Origin of the sequence: Kitasatospora sp. NPDC057198 (genome assembly GCF_042670125.1) — a bacterium.
Classification (GTDB): domain Bacteria; phylum Actinomycetota; class Actinomycetes; order Streptomycetales; family Streptomycetaceae; genus Kitasatospora.
Genome location: NZ_JBHUWH010000122.1, coordinates 1 through 18,636, shown reverse-complemented (window position 1 = coordinate 18,636; position 18,636 = coordinate 1). Strand labels below are relative to the sequence as shown.

12 protein-coding genes are annotated in these 18,636 nt (G+C 73.3%); 5 read left to right on the top strand and 7 right to left on the bottom strand.

The window, feature by feature from the left end; translation table 11 throughout:
- Positions 1–37: 37 nt before the first annotated feature.
- The gene (locus ACFUEL_RS16395) at positions 38–1,660 is read right to left on the bottom strand and encodes a purple acid phosphatase family protein (RefSeq protein WP_380236925.1); all 1,623 of its coding nucleotides are present in this window, start codon (positions 1,658–1,660) and stop codon (positions 38–40) included.
- 141 nt (positions 1,661–1,801) lie between these two features.
- Complete coding sequence (locus ACFUEL_RS16390) at positions 1,802–2,566, bottom strand: aminotransferase class IV (RefSeq protein ID WP_380236926.1); 765 nt, start codon at positions 2,564–2,566, stop codon at positions 1,802–1,804.
- Positions 2,567–2,663: 97 nt separating this feature from the next.
- Between ACFUEL_RS16390 and ACFUEL_RS16385 the strand changes: the two genes are divergently transcribed.
- Positions 2,664–3,203, top strand: coding sequence for a DinB family protein (locus ACFUEL_RS16385; RefSeq protein WP_380236924.1), 540 nt, complete (start codon positions 2,664–2,666; stop codon positions 3,201–3,203).
- Between the two features lie 16 nt (positions 3,204–3,219).
- The gene (locus ACFUEL_RS16380) at positions 3,220–3,768 is read left to right on the top strand and encodes a hypothetical protein (RefSeq protein ID WP_380236923.1); all 549 of its coding nucleotides are present in this window, start codon (positions 3,220–3,222) and stop codon (positions 3,766–3,768) included.
- Positions 3,769–3,799: 31 nt separating this feature from the next.
- On the opposite strand, the gene ACFUEL_RS16375 is transcribed toward ACFUEL_RS16380, so the two are convergent.
- On the bottom strand, positions 3,800–5,458 hold the full coding sequence (locus ACFUEL_RS16375) for an FAD-binding dehydrogenase (RefSeq protein ID WP_380236922.1): 1,659 nt from the start codon (positions 5,456–5,458) through the stop codon (positions 3,800–3,802).
- Between the two features lie 201 nt (positions 5,459–5,659).
- Positions 5,660–7,051: a sporulation protein gene (locus tag ACFUEL_RS16370; RefSeq protein ID WP_380236921.1), complete on the bottom strand. Its 1,392-nt coding sequence runs from the start codon at positions 7,049–7,051 to the stop codon at positions 5,660–5,662.
- Between the two features lie 660 nt (positions 7,052–7,711).
- Between ACFUEL_RS16370 and ACFUEL_RS16365 the strand changes: the two genes are divergently transcribed.
- Positions 7,712–9,031, top strand: coding sequence for a UDP-glucose dehydrogenase family protein (locus tag ACFUEL_RS16365; RefSeq protein WP_380236920.1), 1,320 nt, complete (start codon positions 7,712–7,714; stop codon positions 9,029–9,031).
- Between the two features lie 234 nt (positions 9,032–9,265).
- Here the strand turns inward: ACFUEL_RS16365 and ACFUEL_RS16360 are convergent, their stop codons facing one another.
- From ACFUEL_RS16360 to ACFUEL_RS16350, 3 genes are all read right to left on the bottom strand, one after another.
- Positions 9,266–11,707, bottom strand: coding sequence for an endonuclease/exonuclease/phosphatase family protein (locus ACFUEL_RS16360; RefSeq protein WP_380236919.1), 2,442 nt, complete (start codon positions 11,705–11,707; stop codon positions 9,266–9,268).
- 359 nt (positions 11,708–12,066) lie between these two features.
- Positions 12,067–13,161: a HoxN/HupN/NixA family nickel/cobalt transporter gene (locus ACFUEL_RS16355; protein WP_380236918.1), complete on the bottom strand. Its 1,095-nt coding sequence runs from the start codon at positions 13,159–13,161 to the stop codon at positions 12,067–12,069.
- A gap of 279 nt (positions 13,162–13,440) precedes the next feature.
- The gene (locus ACFUEL_RS16350; RefSeq protein ID WP_380236917.1) at positions 13,441–14,382 is read right to left on the bottom strand and encodes a LysR family transcriptional regulator; all 942 of its coding nucleotides are present in this window, start codon (positions 14,380–14,382) and stop codon (positions 13,441–13,443) included.
- Between the two features lie 94 nt (positions 14,383–14,476).
- Between ACFUEL_RS16350 and ACFUEL_RS16345 the strand changes: the two genes are divergently transcribed.
- Both ACFUEL_RS16345 and ACFUEL_RS16340 read left to right on the top strand, forming a co-directional pair.
- The gene (locus ACFUEL_RS16345; protein WP_380236916.1) at positions 14,477–15,850 is read left to right on the top strand and encodes an MFS transporter; all 1,374 of its coding nucleotides are present in this window, start codon (positions 14,477–14,479) and stop codon (positions 15,848–15,850) included.
- 409 nt (positions 15,851–16,259) lie between these two features.
- Complete coding sequence (locus ACFUEL_RS16340) at positions 16,260–18,593, top strand: glycosyl hydrolase family 18 protein (protein WP_380236914.1); 2,334 nt, start codon at positions 16,260–16,262, stop codon at positions 18,591–18,593.
- The last annotated feature ends 43 nt before the right edge of the window (positions 18,594–18,636 follow it).

The window sequence follows — 18,636 nt, the reverse complement described above, 5'->3', positions numbered from 1 at the left end:
CGACAGCACCGGGTCCGGGGCGGGCACCGACCCGTCGTCAGCGGCCGTGCTCGCTGCGGCCCGCCCGGCGGACGATCGAGTAGTGGTCGATCCGGGTGCCGTCCTCGGCCAGCGCGGTCACCTTCATGGTGGTGTTCGCGCCGCGGTGCGCCGGGGTGACGTCCACCTTGACGAAGGAGTAGCCGGTGTAGCGGACCCGCGACCACTGCACCGTCTCGGGGACCTTCGCCGCGCCCTTGTCGAAGTGGTAGGTGACCACCTCGTCCTGGTGGTTCTCGTGGCCCTCGTAGGTGTCGGGGGCGTCGAAGTAGTACAGGCTGCGGCCGGCCGCGCCCGCGGTCACGTACACCACGCCGTCCTTGTCCGGGTCGACCGTCGCGCCGCTCGGCACCGCCTTGGAGACCTTGTTGCCGAGGATCGCGTCGGTGCGCTCGTACACGTGGTTGTGGCCGTTGACGACCAGGTCGACCCGGTACTTCTCGAACAGCGGCACCCACGCCTCCCGGACGCCGCCCTCGGAGGCGTGCTGGTGGGTGGTGGAGAAGGCGCAGTGGTGGAAGAAGACCACGACGAAGTCGACCGTCCCGTCCGCCCGCAGCTCGCGCAGTTCGCGCTCCAGCCACCGGGTCTGCTGCCCGTTGGTGAGGCCGAAGTTGACCGGGATCTCGTACGAGACGTCGTTGGCGTCCAGCGAGATCACGCCGACGTTGCCGTAGCGGAAGGAGTAGACGCCGGGGGCCCGGCGCGGGTCCGGGCCGTTGGCGGGCAGGGTGAAGCGGGCGTCGTCGCCGCCGTAGCCGTTGTGCGAGTACCACGCCTCCATGTCGTGGTTGCCGTAGCAGACCATCCACGGGATGCTCGCCGACACCGGCTCGGTCTGCGCCAGGAAGGCGTCCCAGGTCAGCGCGTTGAACGCGGACCTGTCGCTGTCCAGGCCCTGGCCCATCGGGTCGGCGTAGCAGATGTCTCCCGCGTGCAGGTGGAAGACCGGGTCCTGCGCCAGGATCACGTTGTCGTTGCCGGCCGCGTGGGTGGAGACGCCCTGGTCGCCGAAGGCGGTGAAGGTGAACGGCTCGAACGGGCGGCCCTGCCTGCCGTTGCGGGACGGCGCGGTGGTGAAGGTCTTGAGGGTGGAGATCGCCTGCTGCGAAGCCGGGTCGAAGCCCTCGTGGCCGACGCCGTAGTAGTAGGTGGTGCCGGGCTGCAGGTGGTCCAGCGCCACGTGCAGGTAGTACTGGTCGACGGGGGTGCCGGCCGGGGTGAGCGCCGGGGTGTGCAGCGCGCGCACCTCGGCCTCGATCCGGTGGCTCAGCTCCCAGGGGTGGCGGCCGAAGCGCAGGAACGGCTTCCGCACCGGCGCCGGCACCTGCCAGGACACCCGCATCTGGGTGCCGGCGTCGGCGCCGAACTGCAGGTGGCGGCCGGTCGGCGCGACCAGCGAACCGGTCACCCCGTCGGTCGGACTGCCGGTCCTCGCGGCCGGGTCGGCGAACGCCGTGCCGGAGCCCAGCGCCCCGCCGACGGCCAGCGCGCCGACCGTGACCGCGCCGGAGCGCAGCAGGGTGCGGCGGGACAACTTGCCGCGCAGGTACTCGTGCTGCTCCGCCATGCTCATGCGGGCGGCGAGCCCGGCGGGCACGCCCATGTTCGGGATATCCATGCGCGGGAGACTGTCAGCGGCCGGTGGCGTGCGCCCTGATGGCCGGTGAACGACCGTCATCGCGCCGGTCTGGCCCTGCACATGATCGGACCATGTGATGGCAAAGCCGTGACGGCAAAGCCCAGGCCGGGGCCGACGGCGCTACAACCGCTCCCCCGGCACCGCCAGGTACGCCGCGCGCAGCCGCGCCACCCCGGCGGTGTCGTACGGACGGCCGTCCACCGCCGCCACCGGACGCACCCCCACCGCCGCGTTGGTCGCGAACACCGCCTCCACGCCCGCCAGTTCCGGCCCCACCCGCTCCCGCACGCCCCCGCACGCGCCGCGCAGCAGCGCCATCGCGGTCCCCGCCAGGTACGCCCCGTCCGGCCACAGCAGCTCGCCCCCGCGCAGGAACCCGACGTTCCACGTGCCGCCCTCGGTCACGGCGCCGTCCCGGTCCACGAACAGCGCGTCGTCGAACCCGGCCTGCTGCGCCAGCCGCCGCTGCCGCAGCGCCCCGAACAGCGCCACGCTCTTCACCTCCGGCGACTCCCGCTCGAAGCGCGCCGTCCGCACCCGGATCGGCCCCGGCACGCCGCCACCCACCGGACGGGCCGTCACCAGCACCCGCGGCTCGGCCCGCCCGCCGATGCTGCCCAGGTCGATCGCCGGATCGAACACCGTCACCCGCACCGCCACCGCCCCGGACGCCGGCGCCGCCCGCCGGGCGAACCCCCGCACCCGCTCGCGGTCCGGCACCACCCCGAACAGCGCCGCGCAGTCCCGCTCCAGCCGCTCCAGGTGCAGGTCGAGCCCGCGCACCCGGCCGTCCTCCACCAGCATCGTGGTGAAGTGCCCGTAGTTCGTCAGCGCCAACACCTGCAACTGCGCCGCCGTCACCGGCCGCCCGTCCAGCTCCGCCACCGCGCCTCCTCCGCTCACGCCCCCATTCTCGGCGATCACCGGGGCTGCCGCCGAAACCCCGGTGCGCCCCGGGTGGGACCGGACTAGATTCACGCGCATGACGACCTCCGAAACGACTCCCGAGACGGTCCCCGAGACGGCTTTCGAGACGCAGCGCCGCCCCGTCCCGCTCGCCGACGGCGGCGAACTCGACATCACGCTCGCCTTCCTGGCCTTCGCCCGGGAGTGCGTGCTGAAGAAGACCGAGGGGCTGACGGAGGAGCAGCTGCGCCGCGTCCTGGTGCCGACGGGAACGAACCTGCTCGGCCTGGTGCAGCACCTGACGGACGGCGAGCGCTACTGGTTCGGCTACCACGTCGCGGGCCAGGAGGAGTACGCCGACGTCGACTTCGACATGGCCGTCCCGGCGGACGTCCCGGCCGAGCGGGTCCTGGCCGACTACCGGCAGGCGTGCGCGGACAGCGACGCGGCCATCCGTGCCGCCGGCCACCCGGACGCCCCGACCGCCACCCCGGTGGTGCGCGGGGAGCCGCGCTCGCTGCGCTGGGTGCTGGCCCACATGACGGGCGAGACCGCCCGGCACGCGGGCCACGCCGACATCCTGCGCGAGCAGATCGACGGCATCACCGGCCGCTGACGGCCCGGCGGGGCGCGTGCTCGCCGAGGAGGCCCCGGCCCCGGCCACCGGGCAGGTGCGCCGGGAGCCGGCCGGGGACGAGGCGGTGCCCGCCGAAGCCGGGCGGCTGCACCGGGAGGGCCGGGAGGCCGGCGGACGCGACGCGTACGGGCCGGCGCTGGCGCTGGCGCTGGCGCTGCTGGAGGCTGGCCTGGACGCGCGCCCCGCGCGGCTCCTTCACCTGCCAGATCACGCTGGACACGCTGCGCAGCCTCACCACCCGGTTCCCCGGCTTCACCCGGCCTGGAACCAGCTCTCCCAACTGCTGGCCGACCACGCCGAGCGGGCGTCGGCCGTCGAACGGGGGCTGGCCCGCGACCCGGCCCCGGAGACCCGGGGCGCGCTGCTGATCGACCGGGCCCAGCTGCTCCAGCGCACCGACCCCGCCACGACGCTCACCGCCCTCGGCCTGCTCGCCCTCGCCCCGGACTCCGCCCTGGGCACCGAGTCCGGGGCGAAGGCCGTACCGACCCGGCCGGTCCGCTTCGAACGACCGGGCGGCCGGGTGGTGGCGGCTATGCAGTGACAGCTGCGCGGTGACGGCTACGCGGTGACGGCTACGCGGTGGCGGCGGCCGCCGCGCGGCCCGCGGTGCGGCCGGAGAAGAGGCAGCCGCCGAGGAAGGTGCCCTCCAGGGAGCGGTAGCCGTGGACGCCGCCGCCGCCGAAGCCGGCCGCCTCGCCGGCCGCGTAGAGGCCGGCCAGGGGGGTGCCGTCGGCGCGCAGGACGCGGGAGTCCAGGTCGGTCTGCAGGCCGCCGAGCGACTTGCGGGTGAGGATGTTGAGCCGGACGGCGATCAACGGACCGGCCTTGGGGTCGAGCAGGCGGTGCGGGCTCGCGGTGCGGATCAGCTTGTCGCCGAGGTAGCGGCGGGCCCCGTGGATGGCGGTGACCTGGAGGTCCTTGCTGAACGGGTTGGCGATCTCGCGGTCGCGGGCCTCGATCTCGCGGCGCAGTTCGGCGCCGTCGATGGCGGGTGCGTCGCCCTGCCGCTCGTTCATGCCGCGCACCAGCTCCTCCAGCGTGTCGGCGACCACGAAGTCCGGGCCGTGCTGCTTGAACGCCTCGACCGGGCCGGTGGCGCCGGGCAGGGCGCGGCCGAGCACCTGGCGGATCGAGCGGCCGGTCAGGTCGGGGTTCTGCTCGGAGCCGGAGAGCGCGAACTCCTTCTCGATGATCTTCTGGGTGAGCACGAACCAGGTGTGCTGGTGGCCGGTGCGCATGATGTGCTCGAGGGTGCCGAGGGTGTCGAAGCCGGGGAACAGCGGGACGGGCAGCCGCTTGCCGGTGGCGTCGAGCCAGAGCGAGGACGGGCCGGGCAGGATCCGGATGCCGTGCCTGGCCCAGATCGGGTTCCAGTTCTCGATGCCCTCGGTGTAGTGCCACATCCGGTCGCCGTTGACCAGGTGGCCGCCGGCCGCGCCCGCGACGTCCAGCATCAGCCCGTCGACGTGCGCGGGGACGCCGGAGAGCAGCTTGGCGGGCGGGGTGCCGAGCCGCTCGGGCCAGGCCGCGCGGACCTTGTCGTGGTTGCCGCCGATGCCGCCGGAGGCCACCACCACGGCCTGGGCGCGCAGTTCGAAGTGCCCGGCGACCTCGCGGGAGCTGGCCTCGCCGCGCTGCACGGCGGACGGGGCGAGCAGTTCGCCGCTGACGGTGTCCAGGCTGCCCGCGCTCGCGGCCAGGCCGGTCACCCGGTGCCGGAAGCGCAGTTCGACCCGTCCGGCCTTCACCGCCTCCCGGACCCGACGGGCGAAGGGTTCGACGAGGCCGGGGCCGGTGCCCCAGGTGATGTGGAAGCGCGGCACGGAGTTGCCGGGCCCGGAGGCCAGCAGCCCGCCGCGCTCGGCCCAGCCGACCACCGGGAACAGCCTCACGCCCTGCCCGTGCAGCCAGGCGCGCTTCTCGCCGGCCGCGAAGTCGACGTACGCCTCGGCCCAGCGGCGCGCCCAGACGTCCTCGTCCCGGTCGAACCCGGCGGTGCCGAGCCAGTCCTGCCAGGCCAGCTCCCGGGAGTCCTTGATCCGCATCCGGCGCTGCTCGGGCGAGTCGACCAGGAACAGGCCGCCGAAGGACCAGTGCGCCTGCCCGCCGAGCGAGCCGGCGGGCTCCTGGTCGAGCAGCAGCACCTTCCGCCCGGCGTCGGCGAGTTCGGCGGTGGCGGCCAGGCCGGCGAGGCCCGCTCCGATCACGATCACGTCGGCGTCGTAGGCCATGCGGGGCGTCCTTCCAGACCTGGCTCGGGGAGTGCCATGATCCTCCGGCCTGCGCGCCCCGCGGTCAACCCACGGGTAACTTCCGGGCCCGCCGGAAAAGGCGGCAGCCCCCGCCGGGCACCGGCTCGGAGCGGCTGCCTCCTTCAGCGGCCGGTGCGGTCGGACACCACCACTCGCCCTGAGCGGAGCGGGTGGCGACCGTCACGCGGCGACGCCGAGTTCCTGACGGGTGCGGTGCAGGAAGTCGCGCACGGTCGTTTCGCGTCGCCAGGGGTCCAGGGCGGTGTTGAACTCGCGGACGTAGTCCAGGGCACGGGTCGACTGGACGCGGGCGAGGATGTCGACGGCCTGGTGGCCGAGCTCCAGGCCCTGGTCCAGGTCCTTCGCCTGGAGGTGGGCGGTCCCGACGATCGCCAGGCGCATGCCGACGGAGCGGGCGAACACCCCGGTCGGCATGGCGGCGGCCTGCGCGTTCCAGGCCAGGGCGGCCTTGGGGTTCTTCAGGTCGCGGAAGACCTCGGCGGCGTCCGCGGAGAGCCGGGCGTGCTGGTAGAAGTCGATCCAGGCGGGTTCGCCGGCGCCGGCGCGGGCCCGGTCGAGCAGGCCCTCGGAGGCGGCCAGCGCGGCCGAGGCGGCCTTGGCGTTGTTGTCGCGGGCGTGGGCCCTGGCTTCGATGAGCTTGGTGAAGGCCAGCACCCTGGGGGCCGCCTCCCCCTTGGCGCGCTGGAAGGCGCCCTGGGTCATGTCGATGGCCTCGCTGGCGAAGCCCCTCAGCAGGGTCTGCATCGCCATCGTGGTGAGCACGTAGCAGCCGAGCTCGACGTCGCCGCCGGCCCGCGCGAGACGGAGGGCCTGGATGAAGTGCCGCTGGGCGGCGTCGTGCTGGCCGACGTCGAAGGCGGTCCAGCCGGCCAGGCGGGACAGCTCGGCGGTCACCGAGAACAGCTCGCGTCCCACGTCGTCGCCGAACGAGCCGTTCAGCAGCGGCACCGCCCGCTCCTGGAGGCAGGCGGTGACGGAGTTGGCCTTCCAGTTCCCGCCGCCGTACTTCGAGTCCCACCTCCGGGCGTCGTCGGCGGCCTCGCGCAGTTCGGCGATGTCGGCGGCGCCGACCCGGCCCCGGCCGCGGTGGGCGGCGGCATCGTCGACGGGGGTGACCAGCCAGCGGGTGACCGGGGTGGTGAACGCGGAGACGGCGAAGCCCGTTCCGGTGAGGAAGTCGCGGCGGTTCACGGTCCTCCAGAACGAAGTGGCGACGCGCACGGCGTCGGCGGTCTCTCGCGGGAAATCCAACCCCACCGAGGCATCCGCTGTCTGTGCATCCGCCATCCCGATCTCCGCCAACTGCACGGGCCGGCCCAGTCGTTCACCGATCGCCTGGGCCAGCAGTCTGGGCACCGGCCAGTCCGGGACCATGCCGCGGCGGCACCAGTTCGCCACCGAGGTATGCGTGTACCTCGTGGTCAGCCCGGCTTCACGGGCCAGTTGGTTCACGCGGAAGGCCAGCGACTTGTGGCTGGCCCCGTCGCACTTTTCGATCATCCGGGTCAGCGCGTCGTTCGGCGGCTTGGCCCGGCGGGTGGTCGACGCCACGGCATCCCCCTCAATCCGTCCGCGCGGCTCTGCGCGGAAGTCGTACGCGGCCGGGCACGAGAAGCCGTGCACCCGGCGCACAGCCCGGATCACCGAGGGTATTCCTCCGCTGCTCACGGTGAACCGCTTTCGCGAGTTGTGAGCCCCCCTGCGAGCCCTGCCCCGCCCCCGCCGGACGCGGTTGTCTGATGCTCCGGGCCCCCGCCGGAGCGGACCACGGACCTTCCGGCGGGGGCATTCACCGATTCACGCTCGGGGGTGACCACCAGATGTGCGGAATCGCAGGACCGGCCGGCGCGGACGCCGCCCGCCACGAGATGACGGTCGCGGCGACGGGACGGCGGGCGGCTCGCGTTCGCCTCCGAGGTCACCACCCTGACCGGCTACGGCACCGCCCCGCTGGTCGTCCGTCCGGAGATGTTCAGCATCGAGACGCCGACCGGCGCCGACACCCCCTTCAAGGCATCCAACTTCTTGCGCCGGCACCCGGGACGGGGACGAGAGCGCCCTGCCGCTCGCGGAGGGCGTCAAGCTGCAGTTCTTCGCGCCCGAGCACCTGCCCGTCCTGACCGTCCTGACCGTCCCGCCGTTCATCCGCCGCTACCTGGCCGCCCGGCCCGACGCCTGACGCCTCCCGCCCCTCTCGGAAGGACACCGTTCGTGAAGCTCACCGTCATCGGCTGCGGCTACCTCGGTGCGACCCACGCCGCCGCGATGGCCGAACTCGGCCACCAGGTCCTCGGCATGGACACCGACACCGACAAGGTCGAGGCCCTGAACAAGGGCCAGGCCCCGTTCGTCGAGCGCGGCCTGGACGACCTGCTCGCCAAGCACACCGCCTCCGGCGCCCTGCGGTTCACCTCCTCCTACGCGGAGGCCGCCGAGTTCGCCGACATCCACTTCCTGGGCGTCGGCACCCCGCAGCAGGAGGGCAGCGGCGCCTACGACCTCACCCACCTGCACACCGCGGTCCGCCGCCTGGCCCCCGGGCTCAGGGACGGCGCGCTGATCGTCGGCAAGTCGACCGTCCCGGTCGGCACCGTCGCGAAGCTGCGACGGACCCTCGACGGGCACGCCCCGGCCGGGGTGAACGTCGGCCTGGCGTGGTCGCCGGAGTTCCTGCGCGAGTCCTTCGCCGTCGAGGACACCCTGCGGCCGGACCGGATCGTGCTCGGCGTCGAGGACGGGGACACCGGCAGCGAGGCCGTCTTCCGGGCCGTCTACGCCGACGTCCTGACCAACGGCTCCCCGCTCGTCGTGACCGGCACGGCCACCGCCGAGCTGATCAAGGGTGCCGCGAACGCCTTCCTCGCCACCAAGATCTCCTTCATCAACGCGATGGCCGAGCTCTGCGAACTGACCGGCGCCGACATCCGGCAACTCGCGCTCGCCCTGGGCCATGACCAGCGCATCGGCGCCAAGGGCATGCGGCCCGGCCTCGGGTTCGGCGGCGGCTGCCTGCCCAAGGACCTGGCCGGGTTCACCCACCGCGCGGAAGAGCTCGGCGCCGACCAGGCCGCCGCGTTGCTCCACCAGGTCGGAGTGATCAACCGGCGCCGGCGCGAGCACACCGTCGAACTCGCCCGCCAGGCCCTCGGCGGCACCTTGGCCGGCAAGCGGATCGCCGTCTGGGGCGCCGCGTTCAAGGCCGACACCGACGACATCCGCGACTCCCCGGCCCTCGCGGTCGCCGACGCACTGCACCGGGCCGGCGCGGAAGTCACCGTCCACGACCCCGCCGCGATGGAGAACGCCCGCCGGTCCCACCCCCAGCTCGAATACGCCGACGACCCGGCCTCGGCCGTCACCGGCGCCGAACTGCTGCTCCACCTGACCGACTGGCCCCAGTACTCCGACGCCGACCCGGCCGACCTCGCCACCCGCGTCGCCGTCCCCCGCGTCATCGACGGCCGCGGCACCCTCGACCCCGCCCGCTGGCGGGCCGCCGGCTGGACCTGCCGTGCGCTCGGACGCCGCTGACCAACGGGATCCGCCGGCAGGAACGCCGGCCGGTCGACCCCGGGCGGTCAGAAGCCCCCTGGCCCCGTGCAAGAGGCATGTCGCATCCGACGGGTGCGGATCCGCACCGGGTTCGGCGGAAACGGGTTCGGCGGGGACGGGTACGTCGAAGCCCCGGAGCCCCGAGCGCTGTTCGCCCGGAACGGCCGGAGGCCCCCGCCGGGCCGGGCGGGGGCCTCCGGGGTCGGGGGGCCGTCAGGGCTTGACCCGGACCACCTGCGGGTCGTGGTCGGACGCCTGGGCGGCGAACTCGCTGTTGATGTGCACCACGTCGTAGCGCACGTGCTGCCGCTTGAACGCGTCGCTGACCAGGATGTGGTCGAGCACCTGCGAGTTGCCCTGGTAGACGTACGAGTAGCGCTCGCTCTCGGGCAGGTCGTTCACCAGGTCGCGCAGCACGCCGTCCTTGGTGAGGGTCTGCAGGGCGGGCGAGAACTGGTAGTCGTTGAAGTCGCCGAGCGAGACGATCCGGGCGCCCGGGTCGGCCGCGAGCAGCTTGCCGACGAACGCCTGCTCCAGGGTGGCCTGCTTGACGCGCTGCACCTCGGAGGAGCGGGTGGGGGCCTGGAAGCGGCTGTCGATGCCCTGGTCGCCGCCCTTGCTGTTGAAGTGGTTGGCGATCACGAAGACCGGCTTGTTGTGGAAGCTGAACTGGCCGACCAGCGGCTTGCGGCTGGAGTTCCAGGCTTCGTCCTCCGGGGCGATCCGGCCGGGCGAGGCGGTCAGCGCGGTGCGCTTGCCGGTGCCGGTGACGTCCACGGCGGTGGTGGCGGTGCCGCCGGGGATGTCGGTGAAGGACACCCGGTCGGGGTTGAAGAGGAACACCTGGCGGATGTTGCCGCCGGGCTCGCCGCCGTCCTTGCCGTCCACCGGGTCGACCGAGCGCCAGTCGTAGGTCGGGCCGCCGGCCGCCTTGATGGCCTCGACGAAGGTCCGGATCGTCTCCGAGGCGTCCACCGTGCCGTCGTTGACGGCGCCGTTGTCGTCCTGGATCTCCTCCAGGGCGACGATGTCGGGCGAGCGCAGGTTGGTGACGACGCCCTGGGCCAGCTCGGCGAACTTGGCGGCGCCGTCGCCGGGGTCGAGGTTCTCCACGTTGTAGGTGGCGATGGACAGCTCACTGGGCAGCGCCCGGTCGGCGACCTCGGGCTTCAGCCCGTTGTCCTTGACCGCGCCCAGGGTGTTGGCGGCGATGGTGTAGCCGCCGAACTGGTTGTAGTCGAGCGGGCCGGCGGTGGCGCCGGTCAGCTCGTCGCCGACGTTGGCGACCGGGAAGGGCACCTCGGTCAGCGGCGGCAGCGACTGGATCATGATCCGGCCGCTGTTGGGCTTGTCGTAGCCGAGGTAGACCACGCCGCCGCGGGAGGTGCGCGGGTCGGCCGAACCGGCGTCCACCCACAGCTCGTTGTACTTGTCGGTGGCCTGCACCACCGGCACGTCGGCGACCTGGACGTTCATGCCCTCCAGCGACTCGTAGAAGTCGAGGGCGTACTTGGCCGGGTCCAGCGGCAGCGCGTCGATCGAGCCGCCGCCCGCGTCGGGGGCGTAGGCGGCCGGGATGTTCGAGGCGTCCAGCACGACCGGCGCGGGCACCGGGTTGCCGGAGGACAGCACGGTGGTCTTCGGGCCGGTCAGCTCGGTGACCGACTGCGAGCCGCCCGAGCTGTTCGGGTAGTACTCGCTGACCTTGCCGGTGACCAGCACCGAGTCGCCGACCTTCACGGCCGGGGCGGCCGAGCCGGTGTAGACGAACACGGCCTCGCTGGTGGCCGGGTCGGCGTCCGGGTTCGGGTCCTGGATCCAGAAGCCCTTGGTGCCGTACGCCCGCACGCCGGTGACCACGCCCGGGACGTTGGTGACGCTCTGGCCGTTCTTCGGCGAGACCCGGGTGGTGCCCTGGACGTCGTGGATCCGCAGGGCGCCGGGGACGGGCGGGGTGGTGCCGCCGTCGCCGCCGCCCGGGGTGCCGCCGCCGGTGCTCTGGCCCTTGGAGTTGGTCGGCGTCGGGTCGCCGGCCGCGAGGTCCTTCGAGTTGTCGTCGGTGTCGGCGAGCGCGGCGCCGCGGGCCACCGAGGCCGTGTTGGACGCCCCGGCTATCGGGCTGCCCTCGCGGACGACGGCGCTGCCGAAGCCCACCAGGTCGACGATCCGCGGGTCGGCCGCGCAGTCCGCGGCGGTCTTGCAGGTCAGCGCGGTGGTGCCGGTGACCAGCGCGACGGTGCCGCTGGTCGCCGACAGCGCCAGGCTGCCGCTCGCGTCGGCGGCCGGCAGGTCGGCGGTGCCGCCCGCGCCCGCGCCCTCGGCGACCAGGTACCGCCCGCCGGGGGCGACCGACCCGCTCAGCGGGGTGACGCCCCACTGGCTGGAGGCGCTCGGGCTGCCCGGCAGGTACTGCACGCTGTAGCCGGACAGGCCGAAGGCCGCCCCGGACGGGTTGCCCAGCTCGATGAAGTCGTTCTTCAGCGTCGCGCCGGAGTTGCCGCCGCCGCCGTACACCTCGGCGATCACCGCACCGCCGGACGGCGTGGCGAACGCCCCCGGCAGCGGGACGGCCAGCAGGGACGCGGCGACCGCGGCCGTCGAGGCGACGCGCAGCAGGGTGCGGCGGGAGCGGCGGGCGGGAGTGGGGCTGGGCACCGTTGCGGGGCTCCTTCGTGGCAAGGCCGTGACAAGGCCGTGGCCCGGGCGCCGCGCGGGCTCCCGGGTGGTGGTGAGGGTTCGTCAGAAGGCGGGTGGCCGGAACCGGTTCGGACGCTCGAACGGGCCCGGCGGACTACTCGCGTAGATCCAAGTCCAGAAGATACGCGCGTAGAAGTTGACGCGACAAGGGTGCCGACGTGAACAGTTCCCGACGCACGGAGAGGGGCGCCCCGCCCGGGACGCCCCTGCCGCACCACCGTTCGACCGCTCCTCGACCGCTCCTCGGCCGCTGCGCCCGTCCTACGCCTGCCCTGCGCCCGTCCTACGCCTGCCCTACGCCCGTCCTACGCCTTGCTCTACGCCTGTTCGCCGCGCAGGCCCGCGCCCCACTTCTGCTCGACCCGGCCGAACTTCCAGAACGCCAGCGCCCCGGCCCAGGTCACCACGAACAGGCCGACGATCAGGTAGCCCACCAGGTTGAGGTCCAGCGAGCCGATCCAGCCGATCGGGCCGCCGGTGACGTCCAGCTTCTCGGAGAGCAGCCCGATCAGCTCGATCACGCCGATCACCAGCGCCACGACCACCGACAGGCCGGTCACCGTCAGGTTGTAGTAGATCTTCCGGACCGGCTTGGAGAACGCCCACTCGTAGGCGAAGTTCATGAACGAGCCGTCGATGGTGTCCAGCAGGCTCATGCCCGCCGCGAACAGCACCGGCAGCACCAGCAGCGCGTACCAGGGCAGCGAGAACGCGGCCGCGCCGCCCGCCAGCACCAGCAGCGAGACCTCCGTCGCGGTGTCGAAGCCCAGCCCGAACAGCAGCCCCACCGGGTACATGTGCCACGGCTTGGTCACCGCCCGGGTCACCCGCCCCAGGATCCGGTTCAGGAACCCGCGCTTGTCCAACTGCCGTTCCAGCTCGGCCTCGTCGAACTCGCCCTGGCGCATCCGCCGGAACACCTTCAGGATCCCGTTGAACGCCCCCAGGTTGATCAGCCCGATCAGCACCAGGAACGTCCCCGAGACGCTCACCCCGATCAGTCCGGTCACGTCGTGCAGCGTCGAGTCGTCCGACTCCACCTGCCCCGCCAGCGACCTGATCCCGAACGCCAGCAGCGCGCACAGCCCGAACACGATCGACGAGTGCCCCAGCGAGAACCAGAACCCCACCGAGAGCGGGCGCTTGCCCTGCCCCATCAGCTTCCGGGTGGTGTTGTCGATCGCCGCGATGTGGTCCGCGTCGAAGGCGTGCCGCATCCCCAGCGTGTACGCCGTCAGCCCCATCCCGGCCCCGAACACCTGCCCGCCCACGTCGTAGTGCCTCGGCGCGATCACCGCGAGCAGGGTCACCCACCCCACCACGTGCAGGAGCAGGACGAACCCGCCCATCCCGGCGAGCCGGATCCACTCCTCCCGGGTGAGCCGGTCGCGCAGACGGCTGGGCGCTGCCATGGAAGTTCCCTCCGAGGTGGTGACGGTGGCACGGGCTTTGAGCTGGGCCATCCTTCCGCTTATATGGACGCAATTGCAAGTCATGTGCAACTACGAGCCCGGGGCGCACAACGGCTCCCGCCCCTCCGCCGCACCCACCTGCCCGTGCGCCACCCACCCACGAGCACCAGAACGGCGCGGGCACGGGCACGGGCACGAGCACGGGCAGCGCGAAGCCTCCGGCGCACCTCTGCGGGTGGCGCACGGGTGAGCGGGTGGGGCGGCGGGGCGGCCCGCCGCTCAGGCGGGTAGCGGGTCCGCCCGGCGGGCCACGTCCAGGAGGGCCCGCAGGGCGTTCTCGGCGGGGGCGCCCAGGCGGGGGCGCCACTGGGCCACGATGGCGACCGGGCGGAGCCGCTCGGTGAGGCGCAGTTCGACGAGTTCGCCGTCCTCCAGCTCCCGGGCGACGGCGAGTTCCGGCAGCAGCGAGACGCCGTGCCCGTGTCCGGTGAGACGCAGCAGCGCGGACAGCGAGCCCCGGACCATGGTGACCTGGGCCCCGGAGAGCAGGTCGCGCCCGAAGCGGTCGACGAGCATCTCGGAGGTGCATCCTCGTTCGGCCACCAGGAAGTCGTGGCGGAGCGCCTGTTCGGGGGTGACCCGTTCCTGCCCGGCCAGCGGGTGGCCGGGCCCGGCGACGAGGACGGTGCGGTCGTGTCCGACCACCGCGTGCGGTCCGAGGGCGCGGGCGCCGTTGTCGTACTGGAGGACCAGGTCCAGTTCGCCCGCCGCGAAGCCCCGTTCGAGCGCCGCCCGGTTGGCGACCGTCAGCTCGACGTCCGCCCCGATGCCCCCGTCCGCCCCGCCTCCCCCCGCCCCCACTTCCGCTCCCGCTCCCGCTCCCGCCCCGTACTCCAGCGCGGCCAGCACGTCGGGCATCCAGGCGTGCGCGAGCGACTCCTGGGCGCCGATCCGCAGCCGGGGGCGGTCGCCGAGGGCGGCCCGCCGCATCTGCTCCTCCAGTTCGAGGGCGGCCCGGGCGTGCGGCAGCAGCCGGGTGCCGGCTTCGGTGAGCACCGCGCCGGTGCCGGCCCGGACGAGCACGCTCACGCCCAGGTCGGCCTCCAGTCGCTTGAGTTGGGCGCTGACGCTGGACTGCGCGTAGCCGAGGGCCTGGGCGGCGGCGGAGATGCCGCCGTGGTCGACGACGGCGACGAGGGCGCGCAGGTAACGGGAGTCCACCGGAGCAGCGTAACCGCGGCCCATCGGACTTTCCGATGGGGGCATCGGATTCCCGGCGTCGCGGGCCGGACGCCCGCCGGGACACGCTGCGTCCATGACCACGGCACTCCCCCTCCGTCCCCCCGGCTCCGGCGCCGCCCCCAACGCCACCACCCGTACCAGGCTGACCTTCGCGGGCATCGCCGCCGGCAACCTGCTCGTCCTGCTCGACACCTCGGTCCTCAACATCGCTGTCCCGGACGTGCAGGCGTCGCTGCACCCGGACGCGGCGGCGCTGCCCTGGGCCGTGGACGCCTACACGGTGGTCTTCGCGGGCCTGCTGCTGGCGGGCGGCGCGGTGGCCGACCGGTGGGGCGCCCGGCGGGTCTACTCCTGGTCGCTCGGCCTGTTCGCCGTCCTGTCGGTGCTGTGCGCCCTGGCGCCCGGCATCGGCTGGCTGATCGCCGGACGGGCGCTGCTGGGCGCGGCGGGCGCGGGGCTGGTGCCCGCCTCGCTGGCGCTGCTGATCCACCTGAACCCGGATCCGGGCCGCCGCACCCGGGCGATCGGGGCCTGGACGGCACTCAGCGGCCTGGGCGCCGCGGCCGGGCCGGTGCTCGGCGGTGCGCTGGTCGAACTCGGCGGCTGGCGGCTGGTGTTCCTGGTCAACCCGCCGATCGCGCTGGCCGCACTGCTACTGGCCCGCCGACTGCCCCGGCCGGCGGCCCGGTCCGCCCGGCCTCTGGACCGTCCCGGCCTGCTGCTGTCCACGGCCGCGCTCGGCCTGCTCACCTTCGGACTGGTCGAGGCCGGGTCCGCGGGCTGGGGGGCGCCGCTCACCCTGGTGCCGGTCGCGGCGGCGCTGGCCTGCTTCGCCGCCGTGGCGGTGGTGGAACGCCGGGTGGCTGCGCCGGTGCTGCCGCCCGCGCTGCTGGCCCTGCCGAGGGTGCGGGCGGCGATGGTCGCGGCGGCGGTGTCCTGCTTCGCGTACTTCGGCGGCATGTACCTGTTCGCGGTGCGGCTCCAGCACGGCTACGGCCTGAGCCCGCTGCAGGCCGGGCTGGCCTCGCTGCCGATGGCCTTCCCGGTGTGCGTGATGCCGTTCTTCACCGGCCGCCTGGTGGCCCGGTACGGTCCGCGCCCGGTCCTGCTGGGCGGCATGTCGGCGAGCGTCCTCGCCGGGCTCCTGCTCCTCCTCTGCGACGGCCCGCACCCGCCGCTGCCCCTCCTGGTCGCCGCCGAACTGGCCCTCGCCGCCACCGGCACGCTCTCCATCCCGGGCGCCGCCGCCGCGACGGCCGTCGCCGCCCCGCCCGAGTACGCCGCCACCAGCCAGGGCGCCCTCAACGGCGTCCGCCAAGCCGGCTCGGCCCTGGGCGTGGCCGTCCTGGGCCCCCTGGCCACCCTCCCCACCGCCGGCTGCATCCTCACCGCCACCGCCCTCCCCGCCGCCCTCCTGGTAGCCCGCACCGCCCGCCCCCACCCCTGAGCCCCCCACAAGCCGCGGACGGACAGACGAACGAGCCGACGGACGGACGAGCAGGCGGCCGACGGGACAGACGAGCGGACGGACGGCAGGCGGGCAGACGGACAGGCGGGCGGCGGGCCAGCAAGACGAAGCCCGCCGCAGGCGTCCGGTCTCCCGACCCCAGCCCGCCGCAGACGGTCCCCCGGTGCACCCTCGCGGGTGGCGCACGGGTGGGCGGGCGGGGCAGGCAGGCAACCCCCGGAGGGACTGATCGGAAAGGTTCCTGACGGTTCGTGGTCCAAAATCCTTGACCCGGACGAATGGTCCAGTCCAATCTAGGTGACGCGCTCACCCCAAGCGCGCAGGCTCCCACCTGGTCCCCACGGCCGCCGCACCTACCGGACAACCCCACTTCTCCGGAGGTTCCTCCATGCTTGAACGGGCCACGCCCGCACCCGAGTCGACCTCGCGCCGGGCCCCCTCCCGGCGCCGCGCCGGCGCCCTCGTGGTGGCCGCCGCCATGACCGTCGGCTCCACCGCCCTGGCGCTCTCGCTCGGTTCGGCTTCCGCCGCCACCGTCAACCTGCTGGCCAACGGCGACTTCGAGGCCGGTTCGCTGAGCGGCTGGACCTGCACCAACGGCTCGGTGGTCACCACCCCCGTGCACGGCGGGTCCTACGCGCTGAACGGCAACGCCACCGCCTCGGACACCGGCCAGTGCCAGCAGGTCGTCTCCGTCCAGCCGAACACCAAGTACACGCTCTCGGGCTTCGTCAAGGGCAGCTACGTGTACCTGGGCGCCACCGGCACCGGCGTGAACGCGTCCACCTGGACGCCGGGCGCCACCGGCTACACCCAGCTGAGCACCACGTTCACCACGGGCGCGTCGACCACCTCGGTGACGGTGTTCACCCACGGCTGGTACGGCACCGGCGCCTACCAGGCGGACGACCTGGTGCTGTCCGGTCCGGGCACCGGCACCACCACCCCGTCCGCCTCGGCGTCCGCGTCCGCCAGCGCCTCGCAGAGCACCTCGCCGAGCCCGAGCGCGAGCGCGTCGAACTCCGCCTCTCCCAGCCCGTCCACCTCGACGTCCAGTTCCCCGTCGCCGTCCGCGAGCTCCAGCTCGGGCACCGGCAACGGTCCGGCGGGCGACGGCAAGATCACCGTGCCGGGCGGGGTGGCGGTCACCAAGACCACCTCCAACGCGGTGGTGCTGAAGTGGAACGCCTCGACCGACTCGACCGACAACTACGTCGGCTACAAGGTGTGGTCGAAGGGCCAGCTGGTCGGCACCTCGATGGGCACCAACATCGCGATCTCCTCGCTGCTGCCGGGCACCTCGTACACCTTCACCGTGCAGGCGTACGACAAGGCGGGCCACGCCTCGCAGCAGTCCGCCGCGGTGACCACCTCGACGGCCGCCGCGCCGGCCACCGGCAAGCCGCTGAAGTCGGCGTACTTCGACCAGTGGTCGGTGTACGACGCCGCCTACTACCCGAAGAACGTGGACACCTCGGGCGCGGGCGCCAAGCTGGACGTGATCTCGTACGCGTTCGAGAACATCCACCCGACCAACCTCAACTGCTTCGAGGCGGTCAAGGCTTCGGACGCCGGCCACGAGGACAACCCGAACGCGGGCGACGGCGCGGCCGACGCGTACGCCGACTACCAGATGGACTACTCCAACGCCATCTCGGTGGACGGCTCCACCGACGACTGGCAGCAGCCGCTGAAGGGCAACTTCAACCAGCTGCGCCAGCTCAAGGCGAAGAACCCGAACCTGCGGATCACCCTCTCGCTGGGCGGCTGGACGTACTCCAAGTACTTCTCCGACGCGGCGGCCACCGACGCCTCGCGCAAGAAGCTGGTCTCGTCCTGCATCGACATGTTCCTGAAGGGCAACCTGCCGACCAACGTCGCGGGTGACGCCTCCGGCGGCGCGGCCAGCGCGGCGGGCATCTTCGACGGCATCGACATCGACTGGGAGTACCCGGGCTCGGCCGGCGGCCACACCGGCAACCACTACTCGGCGGCCGACAAGCAGAACTTCACCGCGCTGCTCGCCGAGTTCCGCAGCCAGCTCGACTCGTACGGCGCGAGCGTCGGCAAGAAGTTCCTGCTGACCGCGGCGCTGCCGTCCGGCCAGGACAAGATCCAGTACATCGAGACCGACAAGATCGGCTCGTACCTGGACTACGCCGACATCATGACGTACGACATGCACGGCTCGTGGGACGCCACCGGTCCGACCAACCTCCAGGACCCGCTGCACGACAGCCCGGCCGACCCGACCACGCCGATCGCCCCCGGCACCGCCAAGTACAACGTGGACACCACGCTGGCCGCGTACACCACCGGCCTGCCGGAGTACGGGATCAAGGGCGGCTTCCCGTCCAACAAGATCATCCTCGGCATCCCGTTCTACTTCCGCGGCTGGACCGGCGTCCAGGCCGGCAACAACTACGGCCTGTACCAGAAGGCCACCGGCGCCACCCCGGCCAAGCCGGGCAGCCAGGAGGCCGGCCTGGCCAGCTGGCGCGAGCTCACCCTCACCGCCCAGAACACCCACTGGGACCCGGTGACCGAGAGCACCTGGGTCTACGACGGCACCAACTTCTGGACGGGTGACGACCCGAAGGCCATCCAGGCCCGCGCCGCGTACGCGAAGAACAAGGGCCTGGGCGGCATGTTCGCCTTCGCCCTGGAGAACGACGACGACAGCTCCACGCTGCTGAACACCATCTACAACAGCCTGGGCTGACGCACCGCCACGAACGGACGGCCCGCCGCACCTTCCCCATGGG